Origin of the sequence: Micromonospora sp. NPDC049374, from assembly GCF_040677165.1 — a bacterium.
GTDB lineage: Bacteria > Actinomycetota > Actinomycetes > Mycobacteriales > Micromonosporaceae > Micromonospora.
The window spans coordinates 20,392-44,892 of the sequence record NZ_JBFAQH010000013.1; the positions used below are offsets into that span (position 1 = coordinate 20,392).

Genomic DNA, 24,501 nt, shown 5'->3' on the forward strand with positions numbered 1-24,501 from the left:
GCGCTCACCGAAGGATCGTGGCCGTAGCCTTCGCCGCATGCAGGAGATACACGGCCGCGAGGCCGCCCTCGCGGTGCTTACCGACCCGACGTTCGTCGTGCCGCCCGTCCCACCCGCGTCCACCGGCGTCGCCTGGCTGCGCGCCACGGTGGGCCGGTTCAGTTCGGGCATCGAGTACGAGCGGCGGCGCGAGTTGTCCGTCGCGATCCTGGACGCGATCCCGCTGGAGCCGCTACGCCATGCCGGTGGCTCCCACCCGGTGGCGGTCCTGGCCCACCGGCTGGGAGTCACCCATCCCGTGGTGGAGTTGATCCGCGACGTGGCGCAGGCGTACCAGCCCGGCACCGGTGACGAGTCGCGGGCCGACACTGCCGTGCACCGGTTGGTGGCGCTCTTCGGCGGCAGGTTCGACGAACCGACCGCCGCCCGCATCGGCGTGCTCGTCCAGGCCTGCGAGGCAACGGCCGTCCTGATCGACCGGGCCCGGCACCGTCGCGTCGACGAGGTGTTGCGCGACGATCCGCCGGTGCCGGCGACCAAGCGGCAGGCGACGGTCACCGCCACCGTGGCCGGCATGACCGTCGAGGCCGGTGAGGTCGTGCGGGTGCCACTGGCCGGTGATCTGGCCTTCGGTGCGGGACCTCGGCGCTGCCCCGGCCGCGCCCACGCGCTCGCGCTGGTGGCCGGAGCACGCGGATGAGCGGCTTCGCGGCGCTGCACCGCGTCGGCGACCCGCTGGTTCTGCCGAACGTCTGGGACCTCGCGTCGGCCCGGTTCCTGGTCGAGGCCGGGTTCGCCGCGCTCGGCACCACCAGCCTCGGCGTCGCGGCCGTCAACGGCCTGCCCGACGGCGCGGCCGTCACCGGGGGCGCGACCCTGTCGCTCATCCGCCGGCTGGCGGCGCTGCCGGTACACCTCACCGCCGACCTCGAGACCGGATCGGTCGCCGCGGCGGTCGCGGTGGCCGAGGCCGGCGCGGTGGGCGTCAACCTGGAGGACGCCATGGGCCCGGCGCCGGAGCACGCGGAGCTGATCCGGTCGGTGAAGCGGGAGGTACCGGGGCTGTTCGTCAACGCCCGTACCGACACGCACTGGCAGCGTCCCGGCGACCTGACGGAGGCGGTCAACCGGATCCGACGCTACGCCGACGCCGGTGCGGACGGCGTCTTCGTCCCCGGTCTGGCCGAGCCCGCCGACATCGCGGCGGTGGTGGCCGCCGTCGACGTACCGGTCAACATCCTGTTCCTGCCGGACCGGCACACCGTGGCCGCCCTGGCCGAGCTGGGTGTGCGGCGGGTCAGCACCGGTTCCCTGCTGTTCCGGGCGGCCCTGGCCGCCGTCGTGGACACCGCGACAGCGGTACGCGCGGGGCACGCCGTACGCCCCGACCTCCCGTCGTACGCCCGGGTGAACGTCGAGTCCGGCGAGCGCGTCGCCCGGGACGTCCCCTGACGGCGCCAGCCCGGCGGTCGCAGAGGGGCCAGCGGACGTCTCATCTCACGGCGGGACGACCTTCGGCGAGGTGCTTGAAGGTGCGGAGCTGCCGTGGGGCCATGACCGTGCTCGGTCACTCCCACCGGTCAGCGAGCATCGGTCCCTCGTCCGGCCCGGCCCAGCACCAGCGTGGTGCGCAGGTCGAGCGTCACGGTGCCGCCGAACTCGTCGACCAGCCGGCCGAGCACGGCCAAACCGCGTTGCTGCTGCTCCGGCGAGCGGGTCAGGAACGGCCCGAAGGTCCGGACCAGGGCGAGATAGCGTTCCTTGGCCAGGGGCAGTTCGTGACCGAAGACCTCCGTGCGGACGTCGAGAAACTGCCCGTGCTCGACGACGTCCTGATGGAACCAGTCCGCCGGCCGTTCCCGTACGGTCGGGTCGATCGCGCGCAGTGCGGCGCCGATCGCCGCTCGTTGCTCGGGCTCGACGTAGTCGTATCGATGCCCGAAGATCGCCAGGGTGCCGCCCGGCGTGAGTGCCTGCCGGGCGCGCGCGTTGCGGGTGGCCGGGTCCAGCCAGTGCCAGGCCATGGCGCAGGCCAGCACGTCGACCCCACCGGCGGGTGGCACCCACCGTTCGAAGGTGTCGCCGTGGATGCGTACCTGGGGAAGTCGCGTGGCCAGCAGCGCTGCCATCCGCGGATCGGGTTCGAGGCAGGTCATGGGTGCGCCGATCCGGGCGAGCACGTCGGTTCCCTTGCCGGTGCCGGCGCCGATCTCGACCACGGACGCCGGAGTTCCGCCGTGGTAGGTGACAACCCGATCGGCGATCTCGGGCGGGTAGCCCGGCCGGACGGTCTGGTACAGGTCGGCGGCCGGCCCGAAGACGTCCATCACCGCACTCCTTCCGGTCGCGACGTCGCATCCGCGTCGCGTAAGGAGTCGATCGCGGCCTGGCTGCCCCCACTCAGGTCGATGCCCAACGCCTGGAGCATCACCACCAACGCGCCGAGCGCGAGCGTGCCCCGCAACTCCTGCGGTCCGGCGGTGGACAACCGCCCGGCGTGGTCCAGAATCCGGCCGACCACGGCCCGACAGTGCGCCGCGACCGCCTCGTCGGAGCGGGCCGCCGCGCAGGCCTGCAACCACAGGCCGGTGATGACGCCGTCGGCGATCAGCGTCCGGAAGTCGGCACGCATCGCCGGCAGCGGGTCATCCGGATGTTGGGACGCCGCCTCGTGCAACACCCGCCGGATCCGGGCCTCCAACTCGTCCAGGCAGGCCAGGAAGAGGTTGCGCTTAGTGCCGAACAACCGGAAGACGTACGGCTGTGACACGCCCATCTGGTCGGCCACCTGCTGTATCGACGCTGTGGTCAGCCCGTGGTCCGCGAAGACCCGCATGCCGATGTCGATCGCGTCCGCACGCCGCAGTCGGGCCGTGCTCCGTTGTTCCACCACAGCCGGAGCCTGACACTAGTAACCACTTACAAACAAGACCGGGGCGGCCGGCCTCGCCGTCGTCAACACCGCAGTCGGCGTGCTGATCCATCGGGGCGTCCTGCTGATCGTCCGGCAACGACGGCATTCGTGATCGCCGGTCCACCCTCGGATCCGTGGGCCAGCTCACGGCGCCCGTGGCTGGCAACGGGCGCCTGAAGCTCATCACTACCCTGCGGGGATGGGCGTCGATGAGCGGTTGCGGCGAATCCGAGGCTGGCTGTGGATCGTGGTGGTGGGCCTGTTTCTGAGCGGAGTCACCGCGTTTCCTCTGGAGATCGAGGTGCGCTGGCTGCTGCGGGCGGCCGACCCGCTCGCCGAGCAGTTCCCGGCTCTGGTCGGCTGGATCGAGCGGGTCCACGTCGGACTTGTCGAAACCGGGGACCGGTACCCGTTCATGCGGTACGGGACCGACTGGCTCGCCTACGCCCACCTGGTGCTGGCCGTGGCGTTCTGGGGGCCGCTACGCGACCCGGTGCGCAACGTCTGGGTGGTCCAACTTGGCATGATCGCCTGTGTCGGGATCGTGCCGCTGGCGCTGATCTGCGGGCCGCTGCGGGAGATCCCGTGGTTCTGGACGGTGGTGGACCTGTCCTTCGCCGTCGGGGCGTTCCCGCCGTTGTGGTTCGCGTACCGGCACATCCGGGCGATCGAGTTGCAGCAGGCCGAACCGGCGGGATCGACCCGCTCGTCGACCCCCGAGACCGCCGGGCCGGCCCGCCCGTGACAGTGGTTCCGCTCAGGACGTGGCCGTTGCGCCGGCGGCGAGGCGGCGGGCGGGTTGGAACAGTTCGATCAGGTTGCCGGCCGGGTCGGTGAGCAGGATCTGGCGTCCGCCCGGGCCGCTTACCACCTCGCTGCGGAACGACACTCCGCCGCGACGGAGTCGATCGATCTCGACGTCCAGGTCGTCGACGACGAGGTGGATGCGGTTGCGGCCGGCGGTGGCGACGTCGGTGGGGGTGGCACGCGCGCCGGAGCTGGCCGGCCCGGACAGCAGCAGCCGTAGCGGGCCGCGTACCACGTCGGCGAAGGCGGGGGCGGCGCTGGTGTGCAGGGTGAACCCGAGATGCGTGGTGTAGAAGTCGACGGCGGTGCCGACGTCGTCGACCAGGTAGCGGACGCTCGCGTACTGGGTGGGCGCTGTCATGGCCGGATCTCCTTCGTGGGCGGGGCAGCGGTGAGCACGGGTAGCAGATGTCTGACGCGGATGTCGATGTCGTTCGCGGCGCGTTGGAAGGCGGGGTAGTCGGCGTCGGTGGCGTCGACGGTCGTGGCGGGCTCGGGAATGCTCCAGTGGACGCGTCGGGGCTCGTGGGCGAACTCGGGGCAGACCTCGCGGGCCTTGTCGCACAGGGTGATCACGTAGTCGTACCGGCGGCGGGTGACCGTGTCGAGGTGCCGGGGCCGCTGCCCGGCGACGTCGACACCGAAGCTGTCGTGCAGTACGCGTACGGCGTGTGGATGCAGGCTCGACCTGGGCCGGGTGCCGGCGCTGACCACCCTGACCTCGCCGCCGGAGCGGTGGTGCAGCAGCGCCTCGGCGATCGGTGAGCGGGCGCTGTTGCCGGTGCACACGAAGAGCACACCGAGCTTCCGCGAGTGCCGCCGATCCGCCGGGGGAGGCGCTGTCCCCCCGAGCAGCGCGGGATGCAGGGCCCTGCCGGCATCGGCCAGCGCGTGTGCACAGGAGTCCAGATCGAGGTGGTAGTAGCTGTCACGGCCGTCGAAGCTGCTGCGCGAGGCAGTGACGAGCCCGCCGTCACGCAGTAGTCGGAGGTGATAGGAGACCAGGTTCTGCGGCTCGCCGACCAGCGCCACCAACTCCCGGACGCGGTGGTCGCCGGTCGCCAGCTCGGTCAACAGTCGCCAGCGCAGCGGATGGGCGGCCAGGTGCAGGAACGCTGGGGTGGTACGGCTCGATGACGCCACGACCCGACTTTACATCAAATCCATTTGATGGGTTGCCTGAACTGCCGGTGTCGGCGTCGCTCGTTCGCTCAGCAGCGTGACGGACTGGGCGCTGGCCAACCTGCACCGGCCCATCACCGTGGCCGACCTCGCGCGGCAGGCGGTGCAGTCCACCCGAACCCGCGACGAGGTCGAGCCGATCGAATCGGTGCGGCAGTTCCGGGACGCGATGGTGCGCTCCGGCAACGAGTGCGTGCTCATTGAGTACGAACACGCCGGACACGGATTCCACTACCCCAGCGGCGGCAGGCACTTCGACGACGTGATCGATGCCACGGCGCTGTTCCTCCTCGACCGGATCGCGACGCAACGACCGGCAGGACCGTTTGACCACCGAGAGCCCTGACCAGGTCGTCCCGCCGCCCTCGCGAATGGCTCACCAGTGACAACGCGTCATATCTCCGCCCGCAGAATGTCATGGTCAGGTGGTGACCTGGCGGCACTTTCCGGAGGAAGCGGTGCGCGATGCAATGGATGACATGCCCACCACGCGACTGACCCCGGAGCAGTCTCGGCAAGCGGTCGACAACTCCCGCCCCTTCGGTGCCCACCTGCGGATGAGCTGGTGGAAACCGCTCGTGGTCATCGTTGTGCCGCCGTTGGCGATGCTGATCCTGCAGGTTCTGCTCTACCAGGTGGTCGGCATCATCGAGGGCAGCGACGACCCGATGGCCCCCACCTTCACGCCGCTGAAGTTCCTGGCCGTCAATGTGAGCGTGGGCGTAGCCGGCGTACTGGCGATCCTGCTCCTGACCCGGATCGCCAAGGTGCCCTGGCGCAGCCTGATCAGCTCACCGCGAGCGTTCGACGCACGCCGCCTGGTGCGGTACCTGATCGGCGCGGCGCTGCTGGTGTCGGCCGGGATCGCTGTCGTGGCACTGGTCGCACCCGCCGCGCCGGGCTGGACCAGCTTCGGTGTCACCGGCACGACGATCGCCATGCTGGTGATCGTCATGCTGAGCACCCCGATCCAGGCCACCGGTGAGGAGTTTGATGTTCCGCAGCGCCGTGCTGCCCGCCGCCGCGTCCTGGCTGCGTCCGGTTCGCGCGGCCCTGGTCGTCGGGCTCGTGGTCTCCAGCCTGGGTTTCGCCGTGGTGCACGGGTCAACCGACCCCTGGCTGTTCGGCTACTACGCCGTGTTCGGCATCTCGACCGGGCTGATGGCGATCATCAGCCGCGGCATCGAGGCGCCGGTGGCGTTCCACGTCGCCAACAACGTCCTGTTCACGACCGTCAACACGGTGATGGCGGGCGGCGAGGGCTTCGCGATCGACAGGTCCACCGACACCGGCGACGCGTCTCTGCTGATCCTCGCCGTCGTCAACGTCGGCATGGTGGTGCTCGTCTGGCTGCGCGAGCGACGAACCGGGGCCCGGGGCTGACCTCGCTTTCAGTCCGGCACAGCGGAACTTTTCGGTGCATCCCGTCGCCAGGCGAGCCCCCAATGGCATGGTGTTGTCCATGGACAGGAAGCAGGTCGCCGACTGGATCGCTGCCTACGAGCAGGTGTGGCGGACGCCGGGCACGCAGGCGCTGGTCACGCTCTTTACCGAGGATGCAAGCTATCAGCAGGGGCCGTACTGGACGCCCGTCGTGGGCCTGCCGGCCATCGCCCAGATGTGGGACCAGCAGCGCAAAGGCCCAGACGAGGTGTTCCAGATGACCACGGAAATCGTCGCGGTCGACGGCGACACCGCGGTGTCGCGCCAGGAGGTCCGCTACGGCGACCCGGTCGAGCAGGAGTATCGCGACCTTTGGATCATGCGATTCGCGGACGACGGACGTTGTCGCTCGTTCGAGGAGTGGCCGTTCTGGCCGGGCCAGCAGCCGGCCACCTGATCGAAGCGGCCGGCCCGCCGGCATCGTCCAGATGTCGGGCTCTGCGCGGTGGGATCAGGTGGCGCTTGCGGCGATGGCCGCGTACCGGCGGTCCGGGCGGTCCGGGGACTGCTGTCGCAGGCGCTGGAGTTCGGTGAACCCGGCCTTGGCCAGGCGGACGGAGAACTCGTTGGCCGGCCAGCGGTACGCGGTGAGGACCTTGTGGTCGAACTCGGCCACCTCGTCGTCGCTGTCGAAGAAGCCGATCACCAACCTCCCGGAGGGGGTCAGCATCCGGCGGAACTCGGTGAGCGCGTGGTCCAGTTTCGGTGGCGGCAGGTGAATGGTCGAGTACCAGGAGAGGATGCCGGCCACCGAATGGTCGGGGATGTCCAGTTCGGTCATCGAGCCGAGCCGGAACACCGGCCCGGGAAAGTTCGCTCGGGCGTGGTCGATGAACTCGGGAACCAGGTCGATGCCGGTCACGTCGGCGCCGAGCGAATGCAGGTAGGCGGTCCAGTGGCCGGGGCCGCAACCGAGGTCGAGCACCGTGCCGTGCAGACCGGCAAGGTGGCCCCGGATGAGAGCCGTGTCGTCCAAGTGGGCCTGCCCGCCACCATCGAGCAGCGCGATGTACTGCGCTGACATGGACGAATAGGCATCACGCACCGGCTGGTTGCTCACGGCGACACCTTAGAGCGCGTTTGGGTTGTGGGTTGGTTGGGCGTGTCGCACAGCCGGTCCGATCGATGAGCCTGACTGGGCCGGTAGACGGGCATGGATCGAATGCGGCGGTACCCGTCTGATCTGACTGATGCCGAGTGGGAGATCGTGGAGCCGATGCTGCCGTCGCCGCAGTGGATGGGCAAACCGGAGAAGCGCTCCCGCCGGGCGGTCGTCGACGGCATCCTGTATGTAGTGCGGACCGGGTGCGCGTGGCGGTACCTGCCGGTGGACTTGCCGCCCTGGCAGACCGGGTAATCCCACCGATCGGCGAATCTTCCGGAAGGAGCGCACCATGGCCGTCTCGTTCGTCAATCCCGAAGGACTACCGGCAACCGACCTGTACCGTCACGTCGCGGTCGCGACCGGCGCGAAGCAGGTCTTCATCGCCGGCCAGGTGGCCGTCGACGCGGACGGGGGCACGGTCGGCGCCGGAGACCTCGCCGCGCAGGTCGAGCAGTGCTACCTCAACGTCGCCAAGGCCCTGGCCGGGGTCGGTGGGTCCTTCGGTGATGTGGTACGCCTCACCGTGTACCTCGTCGACTGGACCCCGGACAAGATGACGCCGTTGACCGACGGCATCACCCGGGCCGCCGCGAAACTCGAAGTCACTCCGGTCCCGCCGTTCACCGGGCTGGGCGTCAGCGCCCTCGCCGGCCCCGACTACCTCGTCGAGGTCGAGGCCACCGCCGTCATGGACTGAGGGCGCGTTTCACATTGCTGTCAGTCAGGTGTGTAGAAGGTGCGGCATTGGTGGCGGGTGGCGGGTTCGCCTCGTGTGAGACGGCGGAGCATGCCGCCGAGGGCGGCCCATCGGATCATGGCCTCGGACGTGCTGGGGTAGGTCTCGTAGTCGCGGGCCAGGCGGCGGTGGGCGGTGATCCGGGCCAGGGTTCGCTCCCCGACCCAGCGGCGGGGGTGTACGACGAAGCCGCGCTGGTCGGCGGGTTTGCGGACGATCTCGACGGTGGTGCGCAGCAGGTCGCGGACCCAGTTGACGAGGCGGCCGGCGAAGCCGGTGTCGGCGAAGACATGCCGCTGAGGCCGCGTTGTGCTGAGGTTTCGCGGAGAAGCGCGTCTCCGGTCCGGTAAAGCTCGATCAGTAGTGGCTTGAGCGTCTGGCCGGCGACGGTGAGCCGGTAGACGGTGTGGGAAGGGAAGCCCTTCTGACGGTGCCACTCGATCAGGTCGTTCATCGCCAGCCTGGCCAGCCTCTCGCTCAGGACCTTCGCGCTCAGCGCTGGCAACGCGGCCCGCAGTTGGCCGAACGAGCGGGGTCCGTGCATCAGTTCTCGCAGGAGCAGCGTCGTCCATCGGCCGCCGACAGCAGCAAGCGCAACTTCCACGGGACAGGTGGGCTCGGGATGTCTTGTCTCGCCGCGGGTGTCCGGGACCAGATCACGATCCCAGCCGCTGCTTACCGTTTGGTTACCTGCGGCGGGCTCGGTTTGACTGGCCGCATGAGCGCCGACTTCAGCATCCATCCCGACAGTGTCCCGTTGACCGACGACGTCAGCCAGCATCCCTGGGTCTTCGCTCGGGCCTTCAATACCGGTGATGCCGCTGTTGTCGAGCAGGTCTACGAACCGGAGGGCGTCTTTGTCGCCGAGCCGGGCCAAGCGGTCACCGGTGCGGCCAGGGCGGCGGCCAACGAACGCTTCCTCGATCTGGGTCTGCCGATCGACATTCGTCCACGGCACGTCTACGTGGCCGACGATATCGCCCTTTTGATCGTCGACTGGACGATCGACGGCCGGGGCGCCGACGGGCAGCCCGTGCACCTGGAAGGCACCGCTACCGACGTGGCACGCCGCGGCCCTGACGGGCGCTGGCGGTACGTCATCGACAATCCATTCGGCACCGCGAGGTTGTAGGCCGACGCCAACCCCTGCCGCAGCCGCTGACCGTGCGTCGCGAGGTGTGGCCGGCTTCGAACGGGCAAGGCATCGTCGTCGGTCACCCGCCGGCCCAGCGCGGCCCGGACGCGGCCGAGATCAGCGTGTCGGTGGGATCCGCTCATCCGGCCGCTACGCGTCGTCACGTTCGGTGGCGACCGGGTGAGCCTGTTTTGCGGACGGCCCAAGTCGATGAGTCGCGACTACTGTGCACGCGTGCCCATGTCCGTGGACCTGTCGAGCCCGGCTTCGCGCCGGGAGGCACTTCGGATGGTGGACGTGATCCCGCAGACTCGTGCTGCCTGTACGCCGCAAAGTTCCGCACCGGTGACATGGTCTGCCGCAACAGGTGTGGCCCGGGCTGCGGGATAGGGACGGTTCGTGGTGGTCGCCGGGTGCGGGAGCATACGCGCGTCGACAGCCTGCCAGGCGCCGATGTGTCACTTGGGTGGGCGGCCGGTCGCGAGACCAACTTGGCTGCCGACGTCCTCGCTGTCCGCGGCGGCCAGCACGGCGTCCAACAAGCCGGGGAAACGGGCATGCAGGTCCTCCCGGCGCAGCACGACGTAACACCGGGTGCCTTCCTGGCGAGTGCGGGTGAGCCCCGCAGCGCGCAGCACACGCAGATGGTGGCTCAGCGTCGACTTGGACACCGGCGTTCGCAGCTCTCCCCAGCCGCGTTCGTGGCCGTCGGACAGCAGTCGGACCAGGCCGATCCGGAGCGGGTCGCTGAGCGCGGCCATCACGTCGGTGAGGGTCATCTCGGCGAGTTCCGGGTGTTGCGGATCTTTCACACCAACCATGGTAGCTTGTTCGATGTTCTACGAACATCGAACAAGAGGTGGAGTTGTGACCACACCCCCAGACACCGGCCCACTCACCGGTCGCGTGGCCGTCATCACCGGAGCAGGATCAGGAATCGGCCGCGCGACCGCGATGGCGTTCGCCGAAGCCGGCGCGCACGTCCTCGCTGTCGGACGCCGCGCGGACGCACTGCACCGCACCGCGCAAGAGCATGCCGGCATCGCCGTTCTCGCCACCGACATCCGCATGACCAACGCCGGCCAGGCGATCATCGATGCCGCCGCCGACCGATGGGGCCGGGTCGACGTGCTGGTCAACAATGCCGGCGCCACCGCCGTCATGCCGCTCGCCGACACGGTCGCCGACCGCATCACGGAGATGTTCGATCTCCACGTCACCGCGCCCAGCATGCTCGCCCACGCGGCCCTACCCCACCTGCGGCACACCCGCGGCACCATCATCAACATCTCCAGCACCTACGGCCACCGCCCGGTAGCCGGTGCCGCCCACTACGCCGCATCCAAGGCCGCCCTCGAACAGCTCACCCGATGCTGGGCACTGGAACTGGCCACTGACGGCATCCGGGTCAACGCCCTGGCCCCCGGACCCACCGAAAGCGAAGCCCTGCGCGCCGCCGGCCTGCCCGAACCCGTGGTCAACCAGATCAAACAGGACGAAGCCGAACGCATCCCACTGGGTCGCCGCGGCCACCCCGACGAAGCGGCCACCTGGGTGCTCCGGCTCGCCGACCCCGCCGCCACCTGGCTGACCGGACAGGTCCTCACCATCGACGGCGGCCTCGAACTCACCTGACAGGGGCAGCAACTCGGTCGACGAACGACCGTAGCTCCACAACCCGGCGCTCAGACAGCGCGACGGAATGCTCCGCAGCCTCTCTACACTGCCGGCGTGACATTGCAACCGTATGACCGTGGGTTGCTCGCTGTGCAACGTGGGGCCTTCGAGGAGGCTCGTGAGCAGTTGGAGCTTGCCGGGCCCGACGACCGGGCGTTGCTGGTGCTGGGCCAGTTGGCTGCCAGCGGTAACGGGGAGCCGGCAGATCCGGTACGAGCCCGCAGGCTGTACGAGCGTGCGGCGGAGTTGGGTAACGCTGAGGCTGCTCACAACCTCGGGGTGCTCTACGCCACCGGCCGGGGTGTCGCACAGGACCAGGCGGCGGCGCTGCGGTGGTATCAGCGTTCGGCCGAGCTCGGCAGTGTGCCCGCGCTCCGGATGGTCGGGCTCATGTACGGCACCGGTCAGGGCGTCCCGGTTGACCAGGACGAGGCGGAGCGACACTGGCGAATGGCTGCCGCCGCCGGGGAGGCGCAGGCGCTGCACGATCTGGGCACCCTCTTCGCCTATCACAAAGTGGACCTGCCGGAGGCTGCGTCCTGGTACCTAAAGGCCGCCCAGGCGGGCATCGAGATGGCCGAGCGGGAACTGGCTCTGCTCGCGCCGAAGCTTCACGGTCCGGCCTCAGTGGACCGCCGGGCCCGCACGATGCTCGGTGTGATCCGCGCCTTCCATCTCGCAGATCCGGCTGGCGGCGTGCAGCTGCTGGCCGTCTCGGCGGACGACGGGGATGCGACCGCGCAGCGTACCCTCGGGTACCTGGTCCAGCACGGCATCGGCACGACCCAGGACGACATCCGGGCGACCGCTCTCTACCGGGCAGCAGCCGAGGCAGGGGACGCGCTTGCTGCGTTCAACCTCGGTGTGCTGTCCGGCGGGTCCGACGAGGCGGTGCACTGGCTGCGCCAGGCGGCTGAGGCCGGGGTCACCGAGGCGTACCCGCCGTTGGGTGACCAGCTCAGCGCGCGTGACCTCGATGAGGAGGCGCTGCGATGGTATGTGCGCGGTGCCGAGTCCGGCGACAAGGGGAGCATGTTCGCGGCGGCCTGTTGGTACCGCGATGGATTCGGCGGTCCGGTGGACCTTGTGCAGGCACTGCGGTGGTACCTCGCCATGCTGAATGTCGGCAGCGGTGACGGTGTCCACGCAGCACACGCGATCGTGCCGGCTATGACCGTCGATGAAATCCACGAGGCGGGCCGACTTTCGGGCCGGCTGCTGGAGGCGGACATCTTCGTTCAGCGGCACGCTTCCCTGAGCGCTGCCTCCGATTGACCCGATGATCGGACCCGCGATCGTGGCTGGCAGCCGTGCGAGAACAGGTGCGGCGGCTAATCGCGACGCTGCGGATCGCCGCCGACCGGCCGGTGATCGTCGTAGGTCAGAGGTAGTTGACGCCGGTCAGGTCCTCGGCTGCCCTCCACAGCCGCTTGCCGACTGCCGGGTCGGCGGCCTCCCGGCTGAGCCGGGCCTCGGTGACCCTGCCCCGCGTCTCCCAGAGCCCGGACGGGCCGAAGAACTGGCCGCCCCGCACACCCGGCTCGGTCGCCGCGCGCAACTGCGGCAACGCGCCCTGCTCCACCGGCTGGGTTGCCAGCAGCCCAGCCCACGCGATCAGCCGCCCCAACCGGCCACGGTGCTCCCAGGCACGCGGAGTCAGGTTGGTGCGGGTGAGACCGGGGTGGGCGAGCGCGCTGACGATCGGTGCTCCGGCGGCGCGCAGGCGGCGGTCCAGTTCGATGCCGAAGATCGTGGCGGCGAGCTTGGACCGGCCGTAGGCGGTGGCTGCCCGGTAGTCACGTTCGAACATTAGGTCATCGAAGTCCAGGTGCGCGTTCCTGTGGGTGATCGAGCTGAGACTGACCACGCGGGCTTCCCGCGCCGCGGCCAGGTTGCCAAGCAGCAGGCCGGTCAGCGCGAACTGGCCCAGCATGTTGGTGGCGAGGTGCAGCTCGAATCCGTCGGCCGAGGTGCGGCGCGGTCCCAGCAACACCACACCGGCGTTGTTGACCAGCAGGTCGATCGCCGGATGGTCGCCGGCCAGCTTCGCCGCGAAGACCCGCACGGAGGCGAGGGAGGCCAGATCCAGCTCGCGCACCTCGACGTCGCCGCCGATCTGGCGGGCGGCCGCCTCGCCGGCGGGGGTGTGGCGAACGGCAAGCACGACGTGGGCTCCGTGGCGGGCCAGTTCGGTGGCGGTGACCAGGCCGAGGCCCGAGTTCGCGCCGGTCACGACGGCGACCCGCCCACGCTGGTCGGGGATGCGGTCGGCGGTCCATCCGGTCATCTGCTGCTCCTGGAGGTGTCGGTGGGCTGGGCCGTCGACGTTAGGAGCGGTCCGGCGCGGTTCGATCGTTCTTGGTTGCCTAGGTCTGCGGGACCTACCTTCGCCGGTCCGGGCCGCTGCACACTTGCGGTATGAGCAGCCTTCATCCGTACGCTCGGGAGCTCGGCGACTTCCTACGCGCTCGGCGTAGCCGGCTGCGTCCACACGACGTAGGCCTGGAGCCGGGCGGCCGGCGCAAGGTCACCGGGCTGCGGCGCGAGGAGCTTGCCCTGCTGGCCGGGCTGAGCACTGACTACTACCAGCGGATCGAGCAGGGCCGGGAGGTACGCCCGTCCGACGACGTCCTGGACGCGCTTGCCGGCGCGCTGGGCCTCGACGAGAAGGAACGCCGGCACCTGTTCACCCTGGCCCACGCCGCCCGCCGATCGACGCCCGCCCGGGTGAACCGCGATCCGGAGCGGGTGCCGAACAGCACACGACGCCTGCTGCGGGTGATGGACACCCCTGCGGTGATACTCGGCCGGCATCTCGACCTGCTCGACTGGAACCCGATGGCCCAGGCACTGCTCGGCGACCCGGACACCTACCCGACCGACCGGCTCAACATGCTCCTGCTGTTGTTCGACGACACGTTGACCGGCGAGCGTAGCTGCCCGGACTGGGAGCGGCAGGCCATGGACTACATCGGCATGATGCGCGCCGCCGTCGCCGCCGACCCCACCCACCCACGCGCCACCGCGATCGTCGGCGAGCTGAGCATCCGCAGCGCCCAGTTCCGGCGGCTGTGGGCTCGGCACGACGTACGCGAGTCGGTCAGCGGCACCAAGACCTTCCGGGTTCCTGAGGTAGGCGACATCGTCCTGGACTGGGACACGTACCCCCTGCCGGGAAACCCCGGCTCGGTCATGCTCGTCTTCACCGCCGAGCCGGGCAGCGCCGACGCGGACCGGCTGCAGCTTCTGGCATCGTTGTACGCGACCCGCTCAGCGCTCGCCAATAAGCACCCCCCCGAGATGCGCAGGACCGCCGCCAACCCCACCCCCTAGCGGGACTTCTGATGGGGTGGGCTGGTCAAGCTGCACCAAATGACCCGCCCCGTCGTTCCGTCAGGTCCATCCGGCAACGCTGCCCACCAGCCCAAGTGCTTCTGTGATCGCGCGGATCGGATGATCGGGGCCGCTGCCGGCATCGTTGTCGCCGGCATCCCCCTGCCCACCTGATCCGAGCAGGGGGATGCGGTAGCCACCCGGTCAGGTGGTCAGCCGGCCGGCGCGGCGGGAGCGGGCCAAGGCCAGTCCGCCGAGGACCACGGCGATCAGCCCCACCACCAGGGCTACGACGCCACCGACTATTCCGTAGCCGGTGCCGGGACCACCCTCGGCGGCGGCCACCACATATCCGCCGAGGGCCACGCCGATCAGCCCCGCCATCAGCGCGATGGTGGCGCCGAGCCGTCCGCTGCGGGTGCCGATGCGACTGCTGGGGCGGCTCAGAGCCAGCCCGCCGATGACCACGCCGGCCAGCGCCACCAGCGCGCCCACGAGGGACACGAGTCGCCCGGTGGTCGGCTGGTAAGCATCGATGGCGGCCGCCGGTCCGTCTGCGGCCGCCGGTCCGCCGAGCCCGGACGCTCCGAGCAGTAAGGCGAGCGTGATGCCTCCGACCAGGACGGCTGCGGTCACAGTAAGCGCCCGTCGGACCGGCATCGAGGCTCCTGATGAACTCATGGGTCTTCTCCTTCTCGTGCGGCTTGTGTTGTAGTTGCGATCTCGCCTGGTCGCACCGCCCGGTCCGCCGCACAGTTCCATCACCGCAGGGACGAGGACCATCCGGACGATGGTGGCGTCGATGAGCACAGCAACGGCCATGCCGAGACCTCTCTGCTTGACCGCGACGTCGGGGCGGAGCAGGGAGGTGGTGAGGACGGCGATCATGATGGCGGCGGCGGCCGTGATGACCTTGGCAGGCCCGCCAGAGCTCCGTCCGTACGGGGAGCCTGGGTGGTTGTCATCATTTTCTCCTCGATGGTTGGGTGCCGCCCGATCATGTCGCCGGACGCGCCGCTGGTCGTCCCGCAGATGAATGCACTTCGCGCTGCGGCCGACGGCGTAGCCGGCTGCCGCAGACGCGGCAGGCGCCGCGCAGGTACCGCATGCGCGGTAGGCGGCCGCATATCCGCGGGCAGGAGTCGCCCGGGCGGCATCCGGCCAAGGTGCGCGCACGAGTACCGGACGGTCCAGGATTCGGGCCGGCGGCAGGGGCTGGACGATCGCCGTCTGCGTGGTGACGACGACGCTGTTCGCCGGGCTGTCCGGAAATTACGCCGCCCGAATCTCGACCTGCTCGGCTAACTGCCGTCGGTGGCCGGCGGCTCGACACTGGCCTGGCGTCGCCGGGCTCCGGTTCCCGTCCTGGCCGTGATCGGGCTGCGCGGGAGCGAACGCGGCCCCGAGGTGTGGTGCAGACGCCGCGCTACGGCTGCCCCGGCTGTGGCCTCGGCGGCTCGGTTACGCCCGTGCCGCCGCGAGCCCGCCTTTCACAATCGCGGTGGCGAGCGGCCGCACGGCGGCCGGCGTCACGGCCTCCGCAGGCCCGGTGACCAGCGCGAAGAGCGCGCCGCCGTACATCACGAGCATCGGCGGGATCGCGGCCGGGGGCATTCGCAGTCCGAGTTCGGTGTGGTGCCCGACCGTGAACGTCGCCATCGCCGCCGTCAACTCGTCGATAACCGCAGCGAGTGCCGGTTGCCGCAGGCTCTCCAGGCGTAGCTCGAACACCGCCAGGTACCGCGCGCGGTGCTGGCCCGCGGCCAGCATCAACGAGCCCGAGATCAGTTCGATTGCGCGCTCGACGCTGTCACCCTCACCGGGTACGGCCGCAGGGGCAGTCCGGCTCGCCTCGACCATGTCGGCCTGGTGCTGCTCGACGATCCTGCGGGCGGTCGCCACCAGCAAAGTCTCCCGGTTGCGGAAGTAGTTGGACGCGGTCCCGGCTGGCAGCCCGGCCCGTCCACCAGCCGCTGGAGGGCTCGCCCGCCGCCGCCCTCGCCGAGCGGTTCGCAGGATACGGCGCGCTCGTCGAACAACTGCTTGAGAACATCCGCGACGAGGACCTGGAGTCGTTCCGGCACGTCACGCATCACGTCCCGGACCAGTGGGGTCACGGTGGAGCGACTCTGCTCGGCGACGCCGCACACGCCTTCCCACCCACCCAGGCACAGGGCGCCAACCAGGCACTCGAAGACGCGTGGCTGCTCAGCCGCGCGCTGCGCGTTGCCCCCGCCGACGTACCGCGCGCACTGCGCCGCTACGAGGCGCTGCGGGCCCGCCGCGTGCGCAAGGTCTCGCGGCGGGCCGTGAGCGAACGGACCAACAAGCCCCTTCCCGCACCTGTACGCGTGCTGGCCCGGATCATCCCGCCGAGACTTGTCGGTGAGGCTTATGTTGCGCAGCTTCGCGGCGTCAGCAGCATTCTCGACTACGAGACGGTCTGACAATGCGGCCGTACGGCGGCCCGAACAGCAGGTACGCGCATGGCCGAGGATTCCAGCCGGATCGGGAGGTACTCGTCAGCGTCCGTCGTCGACGGCAGAGCCGTGCTGATCGATCGGGAGAAGTTCGAAGACGGGGTGACGATCAGCCTCGGCCACAAAGTCCTCGACCGGCGCGTCCTTGTCCGCACTGAAGTACGGCCTGGTGGGCGTGGCGATGGCAACGTAGCGTTTGAGTACCGGTCCGGCCTCCGCTGCCGAGATCTCACGAACGGCATAACTCCGCCGGTCGCCGCGTCGGGCCAGGCCGACTCGTCCGGCGGCGCGGGCGTTGTGCACCCAAGACACCGCTCCGTAGGGTGCGACCAGCCATTGCCGCCCCTCGTGCTGGACCACCGTCGCCGGGTGCGTGAGCGGCCGGCCGGTCTTGCGGCCTGTCGTGGTCAGCATGTACGTGCTGGGCACCAGGCCCGCTCGGACGAACACACCGATGACGGCGTCGCCCACGCGTCGCCCCCGGCTGGGGCGGAACTGCCGGGCTCCACGAGGATTTCCTGGCCCTGGTTGGCTGGGTGTCGTGTCAGTCACCGCTACCGCCCTCCATCGAGATCGGGTTGGCTCGGGAAACCCGTCCAGCCTGTTCGGTCCGGGTCAGCGGGTCAAGGCGGGCCTGATCAGTGCCGCATTCCGGCATCCGGATCTGCTGGCCCTTGTGCCGGTCAGCGGTGGCTGACGACGTTGACCACGTTGCCGTCCGGGTCGCGGACGAAGAAGCGCCGGACGCCCCACTGCTCGTCGCTGATCGGATGCACGATCTCTGCTCCCGTCGCGCGTACCGCCTCGTAGGCGGCGTCGACGTCATCGACCTCCACGCTGAGGTCCGGGTTCACGGAGGCCGCTGCATCTTTGGTGATGAGGATGACCTGGGCGGTGGGGTTGGACGGTGAGACCAGGTTGACCACCCAGCCCAGGTTCATCTCCTCCCGGAAGCCCAGAATCTGGTAGAAGCCGCTGCTCGCGGCCGGGTTGGCGGCTGTGATGTCGGGCACGGCGCGGCGAATCGTCATGCCGGATTGTGGCACGCGAGGTACTTGCTCGTACGGGTGGTGGACCCCTCACCAGGCGCCAGGGCGGACGCTGCGGAGCGCTCGAACCATCATGTGCCGCGGCAACCTGATCTGTCGCCGTCCGGGCGCTACCTGAGAAGACCGGACTTGACGTGCGAAGATCGCCGATGTGCTACCGCTGCCCCAGCCTGCCGACCTGCGCTCGCTCGTCCTGCGAATCGACTTCACCGATGAGACAGCGTGGACCAAGCTACAGGTAGCGGTGGGTGCCGACCACGCGACCTTCGTCAGCGACCCCCGCTACGCGGACATCACCATCCAGGACCTGGTCGACGCGGACGCAGCCGCGATCGACGATCACAAGCTGACCTACCTGTTCGTCGCTGACGCTACGACCATGGCCGACGATGAGCACTGCATTCTTGCGGTTGATCTGTACGACGAGCCCGGCCGTACATTCCGGCTGCCGCCACGCTGGTACGCCGACGTCTCGGCCAACCTCTGTATAGCGAACCTGGACTTCCGAGACTTTGCCAACGCGTGTGACGAGACGGGCACCTACCGCGGCCTCGGCGAGGAATAGCCACAGCGCTGCCAGATCGCCTGCCCGGTCGTGCCGCCGATGCGGACGTTTACTGGCGCGCCGGCCGCTGCAGTAACTGCCGAGATGATTCGAAGCCCAGCCGTTCGTAGACGGGCACTGCTCTGCGGCTGGAATTGACCGTCGTACGAAGGGAGCCGAGGCGGGTCGCGTGCTCTGCGGCAGCCTGCACGAGCGCCGAGCCGATGCCCTGTCCTCGGTGCTCTGGTATGACGAAGACGCTTTGGATGTCTGCGGATAGCCGACTTGTTGCTCCAGGTCTCGGGACCCGAGGCAGGAGTGCGACCCAGGCCATCCCGACGATCTCTGTGCCGCGGAGCCGAGCGACGAACGCGGCATGCGTGTGGTGGTGGGCGGCCCACCATTGGGCGAGGTCCACGGCGAAGGCGTCAACGGACTGCCGGGTTGGTTCCTCGTGGAGGGTGTCGCGCCACAACAGCCGGGCCAGGTTTCCGATGTCATCCGTGTCGGCCTGACTGATCCTCACGGGGGCAAGTCTGTCACTTGGTCGAGCAGACGAGCGCGAGCCCGAGCGCAACTGTCCTTCATCCCCGGTTGCAACAAAAACGCCCGCTGGTGCCGTTCTACCCCCGTACCGGTAGTTCTTCGAAGGGTGTCAGATGCGTTTGAAACGACTCCTGATCGCCGTGGTGGCGTTGGCCGCCGTGCTGGCAACGGCGGCTCCGGCCGCCGCCATCAGCGGCGGTGAACGAGCCGCGCCCGGTGAGTTCCCGTGGATGGTCCGGCTGCTGCCGGTGGGTTGCGGCGGAACCCTCATTCACCCGCAACTGGTTCTCACCGCCCAACATTGTGTCGATGAGCAGCCGGGCGACAGCTTCACCGTCGTCTCCGGCACCGTCGACCTGAAGAAGCCACGCCGGACGATGACCAGATCCACCGCCCACATCGGCGGAACCGAGTGGTGGAACGGACCGGACTGGGCGGTGATCAAGCTGGAACGACCGCTCGACCTGCCCATCCTGCGACTGGCCACCGAGCCCCGGCAGTTGCACACGCTGACCGTGACCGGCTGGGGCACGAAGAAGTCAGGCGGCCACCAGGAACGCTTCCTCCACAAGGTGAAGCTGCCGTTCCTGCCGGACGAGCAGTGCTTCGACGACCCTTGGTGGGATGAGCACCCCGAGTACCCGAGGTCGACGATCTGCGCGAAGTCGGTGAACCAGAAGAGCCACTGCCCCGGCGACTCCGGTGGGCCAGCCCTGCACCGGCTTCCCCACGGCGCCTGGGAGCAGGTCGGCATCGTGAGCGCCGGTTCGGACTGTGACTGGGACATCGGCGAGGAGCCGACCCCCAACTACACCGACGTCGCCTACTTCAGCCAGAGCATCCAGCGCGCCGCCGAGCAGCTGCTCTCAAGCTCCAGCTGATCACCGCCCCCGGCAGTGGTGACCCAGCCGGACACGGCGCTGACGCTCGCGTCGGCGCCGTGTCCGGGGCGATCCTGAGGCCTGTGCGCAAGACGACGGCCATCTCGTCGGCGAGCGTGGTCTTGTCGGCGGCGGGCGGTCCGCTGACGGACCTACCCGAGCAGCGCAGCCGCCGCGGCCAGGGTGGCCAACGACAGCGTCGTGGTCACCACCACCGCCCGGTTGGCCACCGCCTCGCCGACGCCGTACTCCTGGCCGAAGATGAACGTGTTCTGCGCTGTCGGCAGGCCCGCGAACACCACCACGGCGAGCAACTGCGGCGCGGACAGGTGCAAGGCCAGCCCGGCCGCGTACGCGATGACCGGCTGTGCGACGAGCTTCAGCGCGGTGATCACGGCCAGCTCGGTCAGTTCGGCCGGCGCAGCCGGGGACGGCGCCGTGCGGTGCAGCGACGCGCCGAGCGCTACCAGGGCGGCCGGAACCGCGGCGCCCGACAGCAGGGTGAGCGACGCGCCGACCGCCGACGGCAGATGCAGGCCGGTAGCCGAGCACGCGACACCGAGCAGCGACGCCAGGATGACCGGGTTGCGTACCGGCAGGGAGGCGATACGGCGGACCCGTACCCGCCCGGCCGGGTCGCTGTGCCGGTCCAGGGCGACCAGGATCACCGGCGTCACCACCAGCACCTGCAGCAGTACCACCTCCGCCAGGAACGACACGTCGCCGAGAACCTGCGTGGCGATCGGGATGCCGAGGTTCGCCGAGTTCACGTACCCGGCGGCCATGCCCCAGATCGGCCGTTCGCCGGGCGGACGACCGAACAGCCGGCTCGCGCCGACCCACCCGAACCCGACGACCGCGGCAGTGCTCACCGCAAAGGCCAGCAGCGAGCGGCCGGCGAACGCGGAGAGCGGCATGCGGGACAGGGCTAGGAACAGGGCCGACGGCATCGCAAGATGAAACACGAACCGGCCGAGCACCGACGCCACCGCCTCGCCCAGCAGGCCCCACCGACAGGCTGCGTAGCCGACCGCGGTAAGGATCCAGATCGGTACGAACGCCGACACCAAGCTCATCCGGTTGTCCACGTGTCCGTCGATCGGGAAGCCACGCGTTCAGCCTCGCATCCCGTCGTGACCACCATGCGCTACGACGGAGCCCGGCTCTGCTCCGCAGTCCGCGCGGCTTCCGACGGCGCGGCACCGTCACCGAGTGGGCGACGAGTCGCGCAGGAACATCCTGCCGGCGGGCCCCAGGCCACGAGGGTCGCCAGCCGGCGGCCGGAGCCTGACGGACACCGGCTCGCTGGCGTCTGTGCTGCGCGTCTACCACCCGGGCCAGCGCCAGTCGTCGATGTTCTTCTCGACAGTCGGAAGAACCCGCGCGATCACCCCACCGAACGCGACGGTTCCTTCATGGGAGGCAAACAGGACCCAGTCCAGGCTGTCGTCGCTCCACACACCCTCGGCACCGTTGTAGGTGGGGACGAACAGGTCGAGATCAAGCAGGTAGTCCAAGCCGTCTTCGCGGAGCTCGATCACGCGACGCGCCCCGATGGCCCGCAGCGCCTGACGAACCCGGCCGATCCCCGCACGGGTCTGCACAGCCGCATCGGTCAACACCAGCACGCCTGGTGGCACCGGCCCGGGCAGCATTGGGTGCCAGGACGTGGCCTGCACTCCCCACCGCGCCTGTAGCCGTGCTCGCCAGTCCGACGACTCCGCCGAAGTCAAGACCCGTCGATAGCCCAGCGGCTCCGCTTCAAGATCAGGTATCGCGATCCAGCGCTCCACGGCGGCACTGAACAATCCGCGTTCGTCGGCCATCACCTCGGCTTGGATCGGCCCGCCCGGCGGATCCGTGAACGGCGACTGCGCGCTGAAGGCGGCCCGGTCCAGCGCGGCAGCAAGCCCATCGATGCCGGGAAGCCGGTCAGGGTCGAGCCGTTCGACCTCCAGGAGCATCGCCCGTACCACTTGGTAGCGAGGGAAGATGCGGAGCGCCGTAGGGCTGGAGCCGCCCCGGCGGCCCTGACGAGGCAACTTCGCGTACGCCCGCGCCAGTTCGTCGAACCGATCCATGAGGTAACGACGCGCAGCGCAGTGCAGGGTGCCGGAGTCCACGCGAACATTCCTACCGGCTCCTGCGCGTGACCGCACCGTCGTTCCTTGTTTCTGAGGGTCGGCCGAGCAGGTGGATGTACTGTCGGGCCGCCGTCCGAGCGCGTCGGCTGCCGGGGGAGACCTTCGCGCTGCCTGACCGGTGATCAAGCCTGCTGGTCGGCCGCTCGACGCGCGGCGCGTTCGTGGCGGTCGACTGCTCGGGCGTGGGCGATGGTGAGGAGCCGGTCGATCTCGGGCAGCATGTGCGGGCCGGGCATGACGATGCTGCCGAAGCCGTACCGCGCGTAGCCGGGGTGCGGTACGAGGGTGTCCAGGCGGGCGAAGTCGAACTCGTGCCGGTGGTCCTCGAACGCCTTGGGTGGAAAGCCGAACAGGCTCTCGAACTCGGTTCGGCCCAGGTCCAGGTTGAGGCGGAAGACGCCGGGACGGTCGAGCTCGGAGGCGTCGTCGAAGCCGGGCACGTCGTGCTCGACGATGGTGGCGAACGGCTGACGGCGGTCGGGGCCGACGTGGAAGAACCGGTCGCCCCAGGCGCCCTCGGGTGATCCGTTCTCCTCGCTCGCCACGACTTGCTCGACGCCGGGCAGCGCGAGAATCCGGTCGGCGAGCACGGCCGCATCGACGCCGGTCGGGATGTGCAGCACCGCGTCGGCGTGGTCGATGGTGGCCTGATCCAGCGGGAAGTAGCGGTAGTCGTGGACTCTCTGCTCGGCCGCTGTTATCTCGGATGCCCGGACGTACCGTGGAAGCGTGGTTTCCTGCTGGAGTCTGCCTTCGTAGGTCGACGGGGCGGGGGCCTCGATGCCGAGCGTGGGGGAGGCGCCGAGGCTGCCGACGATCACCGCGTACCTGTCGGCCAGCAACGACGCGACGATGGCGCCGGCACCGGCCCACGAGACGTCCATTCCGGCCATGGTCATCGTGCTCGATCGGCGCTGAAGGTGAGTGTTGTGCGCGAAGACCAGCGTGGGTCCGCGGTGTGCCTCGGCCGAGCGGATCGCGAGCAGGTTCTCGGCCATCAGTGCGTCTCGGACCCCGGCCAGGCGGGCGAAGCGTTCTTCCTGCTCCAGTGGTGCGGCGGCCGCAGCGTGGTAGCGCAGCACCGCGATGGCGGACGTGGCGTGCACGAACGCCGTCTGCCAGCCCTCGGCCAGTCGGGGTGCGTTCAGGTACAGCTCGGTCAGCAGATCGTCGGCGATCACCCGCAGGCGCTGGGCGTCGGCCGAGCGCCCGACCGACCTACCGGGCTCCCAGATCGCTGCCGTCTCGCTCCACCGCGCCTCGTCCCCGATCAGGCCGTCGATCTCCGCTGACCGGTCGAGACCGAGGAGTTCGCAGACCCGAATGAGGTAGCGCCGAGGGCTCGGGGCGCCCTCGATCTCAAGCGGGGCGTCGAAGCCGTGCAACGTGAGGCGCTCGGCGGCCGACCGCCCGGCGTTCCACTCGCGCATCCGCAGCAGCAGGTCGCGGTTGGCCGGGGCGGCGCCGAGCCCGTGGCTGAAGCCTTCGGCGAGCGCACGGTCGAGTGTGACGGCGGTGCTGCCCTGGACGAACTCGTTGGCGGTCAGCCCCGCCGCCCGGTCGCTCTCCAGCGCGATCGACCGGTAGCCCTGCTCGGCCAGCGACATGAAGGTCTCGTTGCGGATCTGGAGGAAGGCGGACTCGCCGTGCGTCGGTTCGCCGAGCGCGAGCAGCGTCGGCGGTACGGCAAGCAGGTCGAGAAGGGATGTCATTCCATCAACCGTATCGTTGAACCAGCGGTTGAGACTTCTGAGCAATGGAGCGCGGTGGGAGCCACGAAACCCTCCAACCCGGGGGTACGCCGACCAGTCGACCTCGCGCGTCGGCACGGCCTCTCCGCGCAGGCGGTGCGCAACTACGAACGAGATGGCGTCCTGCCGGCGGCCCAGCGCAGCCCCACCGGCTACCGCCTGTTCACCGAGGTGCACGCCAAGGCGCTGAGCGCCTACCTCGCGCTGATCGTGGGTCACGGCTACCCGGCCAGCGGTGAGATCATGCGTGCCGTCAACCGGGGCGACATCGACGCCGCGTTGCGCACGATCGACGACAGCCACGTCCTGCTTCAGCGTGACCGAGAAACCCTGGACGCGGTCGAGGCGGCGGTCGCCTCTCTCGCCGGCTCGCAGCAGCAACCGCAGAGCCGGAGCGCCGTGCCGATCAGCGTGCTGGCCCACCGCCTCGGCGTACGACCGGCGACCCTGCGCAAGTGGGAACGGGCTGGCATCGTGCAGCCGGCGCGCGAGCCCGCGACCGGCTACCGCGTCTACTCGCCGGACGATGTCCGCGACGCCGAACTCGCTCACCTGCTGCGCCGCGGCGGCTACCGGCTCGACCACATCGCCGGCGTGCTGCGTCGGGTGCGTGCAGCCGGTGGCACCGAACCGCTCGCCGCGTCGCTGCGCCAGTGGCGGCAACAACTCACCGCCCGCGGCCAAGCCATGCTCACCGGGGCCGCCCGGCTCGCCGAATACCTCGACGTCGAGACCAAATCCGCCGGACGGCGCTAGACCCAGCCCGGGTTTCGC

The 24,501-nt window shown here is 69.7% G+C and carries 31 protein-coding genes and 4 pseudogenes; 17 read left to right on the forward strand and 18 right to left on the reverse strand.

The window, feature by feature from the left end; translation table 11 throughout:
- Positions 1-37: 37 nt before the first annotated feature.
- Together AB0J93_RS21065 and AB0J93_RS21070 are read left to right on the forward strand one after the other, a co-directional pair.
- On the forward strand, positions 38-700 hold the full coding sequence (locus AB0J93_RS21065) for a hypothetical protein (protein WP_363924012.1): 663 nt from the start codon (positions 38-40) through the stop codon (positions 698-700).
- Complete coding sequence (locus AB0J93_RS21070; RefSeq protein WP_363924013.1) at positions 697-1,452, forward strand: isocitrate lyase/phosphoenolpyruvate mutase family protein; 756 nt, start codon at positions 697-699, stop codon at positions 1,450-1,452. The genes AB0J93_RS21065 and AB0J93_RS21070 overlap by 4 nt, the downstream gene beginning before the upstream one ends.
- A gap of 128 nt (positions 1,453-1,580) precedes the next feature.
- Here AB0J93_RS21070 and AB0J93_RS21075 read toward each other — a convergent pair whose 3' ends face one another.
- Together AB0J93_RS21075 and AB0J93_RS21080 are read right to left on the reverse strand one after the other, a co-directional pair.
- On the reverse strand, positions 1,581-2,327 hold the full coding sequence (locus tag AB0J93_RS21075; protein ID WP_363924014.1) for a methyltransferase domain-containing protein: 747 nt from the start codon (positions 2,325-2,327) through the stop codon (positions 1,581-1,583).
- The gene (locus AB0J93_RS21080) at positions 2,327-2,893 is read right to left on the reverse strand and encodes a helix-turn-helix domain-containing protein (RefSeq protein ID WP_363924015.1); all 567 of its coding nucleotides are present in this window, start codon (positions 2,891-2,893) and stop codon (positions 2,327-2,329) included. Before AB0J93_RS21080 ends, AB0J93_RS21075 begins: the two co-directional genes overlap by 1 nt.
- Positions 2,894-3,113: 220 nt before the next feature.
- Between AB0J93_RS21080 and AB0J93_RS21085 the strand changes: the two genes are divergently transcribed.
- Positions 3,114-3,659 carry a hypothetical protein gene (locus tag AB0J93_RS21085; RefSeq protein WP_363924016.1) on the forward strand — a complete coding sequence of 182 codons (546 nt, stop codon included), beginning with the start codon at positions 3,114-3,116 and terminating at the stop codon, positions 3,657-3,659.
- Between the two features lie 12 nt (positions 3,660-3,671).
- Here AB0J93_RS21085 and AB0J93_RS21090 read toward each other — a convergent pair whose 3' ends face one another.
- Both AB0J93_RS21090 and AB0J93_RS21095 read right to left on the reverse strand, forming a co-directional pair.
- Positions 3,672-4,082 (reverse strand): VOC family protein, encoded by a 411-nt coding sequence (locus AB0J93_RS21090; RefSeq protein WP_363924017.1) that lies wholly within the window; start codon positions 4,080-4,082, stop codon positions 3,672-3,674.
- Positions 4,079-4,864, reverse strand: coding sequence for an ArsR family transcriptional regulator (locus AB0J93_RS21095; protein WP_363924018.1), 786 nt, complete (start codon positions 4,862-4,864; stop codon positions 4,079-4,081). The genes AB0J93_RS21090 and AB0J93_RS21095 overlap by 4 nt, the downstream gene beginning before the upstream one ends.
- 76 nt (positions 4,865-4,940) lie before the next feature.
- Here AB0J93_RS21095 and AB0J93_RS21100 point away from each other — a divergent pair, with 76 nt between their 5' ends.
- Complete coding sequence (locus tag AB0J93_RS21100; RefSeq protein WP_363924019.1) at positions 4,941-5,249, forward strand: hypothetical protein; 309 nt, start codon at positions 4,941-4,943, stop codon at positions 5,247-5,249.
- 282 nt (positions 5,250-5,531) lie between these two features.
- Here AB0J93_RS21100 and AB0J93_RS21105 read toward each other — a convergent pair whose 3' ends face one another.
- Positions 5,532-5,858: a hypothetical protein gene (locus tag AB0J93_RS21105; protein WP_363924020.1), complete on the reverse strand. Its 327-nt coding sequence runs from the start codon at positions 5,856-5,858 to the stop codon at positions 5,532-5,534.
- Positions 5,859-5,896: 38 nt separating this feature from the next.
- Here AB0J93_RS21105 and AB0J93_RS21110 point away from each other — a divergent pair, with 38 nt between their 5' ends.
- Both AB0J93_RS21110 and AB0J93_RS21115 read left to right on the forward strand, forming a co-directional pair.
- Complete coding sequence (locus tag AB0J93_RS21110) at positions 5,897-6,286, forward strand: CPBP family intramembrane glutamic endopeptidase (RefSeq protein ID WP_363924021.1); 390 nt, start codon at positions 5,897-5,899, stop codon at positions 6,284-6,286.
- Between the two features lie 79 nt (positions 6,287-6,365).
- The gene (locus AB0J93_RS21115; protein ID WP_363924022.1) at positions 6,366-6,743 is read left to right on the forward strand and encodes a nuclear transport factor 2 family protein; all 378 of its coding nucleotides are present in this window, start codon (positions 6,366-6,368) and stop codon (positions 6,741-6,743) included.
- Between the two features lie 54 nt (positions 6,744-6,797).
- Here AB0J93_RS21115 and AB0J93_RS21120 read toward each other — a convergent pair whose 3' ends face one another.
- Positions 6,798-7,406, reverse strand: coding sequence for a class I SAM-dependent methyltransferase (locus tag AB0J93_RS21120; protein WP_363924023.1), 609 nt, complete (start codon positions 7,404-7,406; stop codon positions 6,798-6,800).
- Between the two features lie 93 nt (positions 7,407-7,499).
- On the opposite strand from AB0J93_RS21120, the pseudogene AB0J93_RS21125 reads away from it, so the two are divergent.
- Positions 7,500-7,697, forward strand: a pseudogene (locus AB0J93_RS21125) (transposase); the annotation flags it as partial.
- Between the two features lie 43 nt (positions 7,698-7,740).
- Positions 7,741-8,148 carry a RidA family protein gene (locus AB0J93_RS21130; protein WP_363924024.1) on the forward strand — a complete coding sequence of 136 codons (408 nt, stop codon included), beginning with the start codon at positions 7,741-7,743 and terminating at the stop codon, positions 8,146-8,148.
- A gap of 20 nt (positions 8,149-8,168) precedes the next feature.
- Here the strand turns inward: AB0J93_RS21130 and AB0J93_RS21135 are convergent.
- A pseudogene (locus AB0J93_RS21135) lies at positions 8,169-8,483 on the reverse strand (IS5/IS1182 family transposase); the annotation flags it as partial.
- A 5-nt stretch (positions 8,484-8,488) separates the two neighbouring features.
- Positions 8,489-8,791, reverse strand: a pseudogene (locus tag AB0J93_RS21140) (helix-turn-helix domain-containing protein); the annotation flags it as partial.
- A gap of 114 nt (positions 8,792-8,905) precedes the next feature.
- On the opposite strand from AB0J93_RS21140, the gene AB0J93_RS21145 reads away from it, so the two are divergent.
- Positions 8,906-9,319: a DUF4440 domain-containing protein gene (locus AB0J93_RS21145; protein ID WP_363924180.1), complete on the forward strand. Its 414-nt coding sequence runs from the start codon at positions 8,906-8,908 to the stop codon at positions 9,317-9,319.
- A gap of 461 nt (positions 9,320-9,780) precedes the next feature.
- Here AB0J93_RS21145 and AB0J93_RS21150 read toward each other — a convergent pair whose 3' ends face one another.
- Entirely contained in the window at positions 9,781-10,143 is a 363-nt protein-coding gene (locus AB0J93_RS21150; protein ID WP_363924025.1) for a metalloregulator ArsR/SmtB family transcription factor, read from the reverse strand.
- Between the two features lie 46 nt (positions 10,144-10,189).
- Between AB0J93_RS21150 and AB0J93_RS21155 the strand changes: the two genes are divergently transcribed.
- Both AB0J93_RS21155 and AB0J93_RS21160 read left to right on the forward strand, forming a co-directional pair.
- Complete coding sequence (locus AB0J93_RS21155) at positions 10,190-10,957, forward strand: SDR family oxidoreductase (protein ID WP_363924026.1); 768 nt, start codon at positions 10,190-10,192, stop codon at positions 10,955-10,957.
- A gap of 96 nt (positions 10,958-11,053) precedes the next feature.
- Positions 11,054-12,274: a tetratricopeptide repeat protein gene (locus AB0J93_RS21160; RefSeq protein WP_363924027.1), complete on the forward strand. Its 1,221-nt coding sequence runs from the start codon at positions 11,054-11,056 to the stop codon at positions 12,272-12,274.
- A gap of 106 nt (positions 12,275-12,380) precedes the next feature.
- Here AB0J93_RS21160 and AB0J93_RS21165 read toward each other — a convergent pair whose 3' ends face one another.
- Positions 12,381-13,286 carry an oxidoreductase gene (locus AB0J93_RS21165; protein WP_363924028.1) on the reverse strand — a complete coding sequence of 302 codons (906 nt, stop codon included), beginning with the start codon at positions 13,284-13,286 and terminating at the stop codon, positions 12,381-12,383.
- A gap of 131 nt (positions 13,287-13,417) precedes the next feature.
- On the opposite strand from AB0J93_RS21165, the gene AB0J93_RS21170 reads away from it, so the two are divergent.
- The gene (locus AB0J93_RS21170; RefSeq protein WP_363924029.1) at positions 13,418-14,332 is read left to right on the forward strand and encodes a helix-turn-helix transcriptional regulator; all 915 of its coding nucleotides are present in this window, start codon (positions 13,418-13,420) and stop codon (positions 14,330-14,332) included.
- Between the two features lie 204 nt (positions 14,333-14,536).
- Here the strand turns inward: AB0J93_RS21170 and AB0J93_RS21175 are convergent, their stop codons facing one another.
- Both AB0J93_RS21175 and AB0J93_RS21180 read right to left on the reverse strand, forming a co-directional pair.
- Entirely contained in the window at positions 14,537-15,013 is a 477-nt protein-coding gene (locus AB0J93_RS21175; protein ID WP_363924030.1) for a DUF6223 family protein, read from the reverse strand.
- Between the two features lie 780 nt (positions 15,014-15,793).
- Positions 15,794-16,234 carry a hypothetical protein gene (locus AB0J93_RS21180; protein WP_363924031.1) on the reverse strand — a complete coding sequence of 147 codons (441 nt, stop codon included), beginning with the start codon at positions 16,232-16,234 and terminating at the stop codon, positions 15,794-15,796.
- Between AB0J93_RS21180 and AB0J93_RS21185 the strand changes: the two are divergent.
- Positions 16,126-16,626 (forward strand): annotated as a pseudogene (locus AB0J93_RS21185) (FAD-dependent monooxygenase); the annotation flags it as partial. The gene AB0J93_RS21180 and the pseudogene AB0J93_RS21185 overlap by 109 nt on opposite strands.
- A 15-nt stretch (positions 16,627-16,641) precedes the next feature.
- Entirely contained in the window at positions 16,642-16,779 is a 138-nt protein-coding gene (locus AB0J93_RS21190) for a hypothetical protein (RefSeq protein WP_363924192.1), read from the forward strand.
- Between the two features lie 75 nt (positions 16,780-16,854).
- Here the strand turns inward: AB0J93_RS21190 and AB0J93_RS21195 are convergent, their stop codons facing one another.
- Both AB0J93_RS21195 and AB0J93_RS21200 read right to left on the reverse strand, forming a co-directional pair.
- Positions 16,855-17,283: a nitroreductase family deazaflavin-dependent oxidoreductase gene (locus tag AB0J93_RS21195; RefSeq protein ID WP_363924032.1), complete on the reverse strand. Its 429-nt coding sequence runs from the start codon at positions 17,281-17,283 to the stop codon at positions 16,855-16,857.
- 212 nt (positions 17,284-17,495) lie between these two features.
- Complete coding sequence (locus tag AB0J93_RS21200) at positions 17,496-17,843, reverse strand: VOC family protein (RefSeq protein WP_363924033.1); 348 nt, start codon at positions 17,841-17,843, stop codon at positions 17,496-17,498.
- A gap of 169 nt (positions 17,844-18,012) precedes the next feature.
- Here AB0J93_RS21200 and AB0J93_RS21205 point away from each other — a divergent pair, with 169 nt between their 5' ends.
- Entirely contained in the window at positions 18,013-18,426 is a 414-nt protein-coding gene (locus AB0J93_RS21205; protein WP_363924034.1) for a hypothetical protein, read from the forward strand.
- A gap of 49 nt (positions 18,427-18,475) precedes the next feature.
- Here AB0J93_RS21205 and AB0J93_RS21210 read toward each other — a convergent pair whose 3' ends face one another.
- Complete coding sequence (locus tag AB0J93_RS21210) at positions 18,476-18,931, reverse strand: GNAT family N-acetyltransferase (protein ID WP_363924035.1); 456 nt, start codon at positions 18,929-18,931, stop codon at positions 18,476-18,478.
- Positions 18,932-19,064: 133 nt separating this feature from the next.
- On the opposite strand from AB0J93_RS21210, the gene AB0J93_RS21215 reads away from it, so the two are divergent.
- Positions 19,065-19,832, forward strand: a complete 768-nt coding sequence (locus AB0J93_RS21215) for a serine protease (protein ID WP_363924036.1) — start codon at positions 19,065-19,067, stop codon at positions 19,830-19,832.
- A gap of 152 nt (positions 19,833-19,984) precedes the next feature.
- Here the strand turns inward: AB0J93_RS21215 and AB0J93_RS21220 are convergent, their stop codons facing one another.
- The 3 genes from AB0J93_RS21220 to AB0J93_RS21230 form a co-directional block, all read right to left on the reverse strand.
- A complete protein-coding gene (locus AB0J93_RS21220) occupies positions 19,985-20,908 on the reverse strand; it encodes an AEC family transporter (RefSeq protein WP_363924037.1) in 924 nt (307 codons plus the stop codon).
- Positions 20,909-21,157: 249 nt separating this feature from the next.
- Positions 21,158-21,955, reverse strand: coding sequence for a hypothetical protein (locus AB0J93_RS21225; protein WP_363924038.1), 798 nt, complete (start codon positions 21,953-21,955; stop codon positions 21,158-21,160).
- A 143-nt stretch (positions 21,956-22,098) separates the two neighbouring features.
- Entirely contained in the window at positions 22,099-23,688 is a 1,590-nt protein-coding gene (locus tag AB0J93_RS21230; RefSeq protein WP_363924039.1) for a DUF6194 family protein, read from the reverse strand.
- A gap of 54 nt (positions 23,689-23,742) precedes the next feature.
- Between AB0J93_RS21230 and AB0J93_RS21235 the strand changes: the two genes are divergently transcribed.
- Positions 23,743-24,483 carry a TioE family transcriptional regulator gene (locus AB0J93_RS21235; protein ID WP_363924040.1) on the forward strand — a complete coding sequence of 247 codons (741 nt, stop codon included), beginning with the start codon at positions 23,743-23,745 and terminating at the stop codon, positions 24,481-24,483.
- The last annotated feature ends 18 nt before the right edge of the window (positions 24,484-24,501 follow it).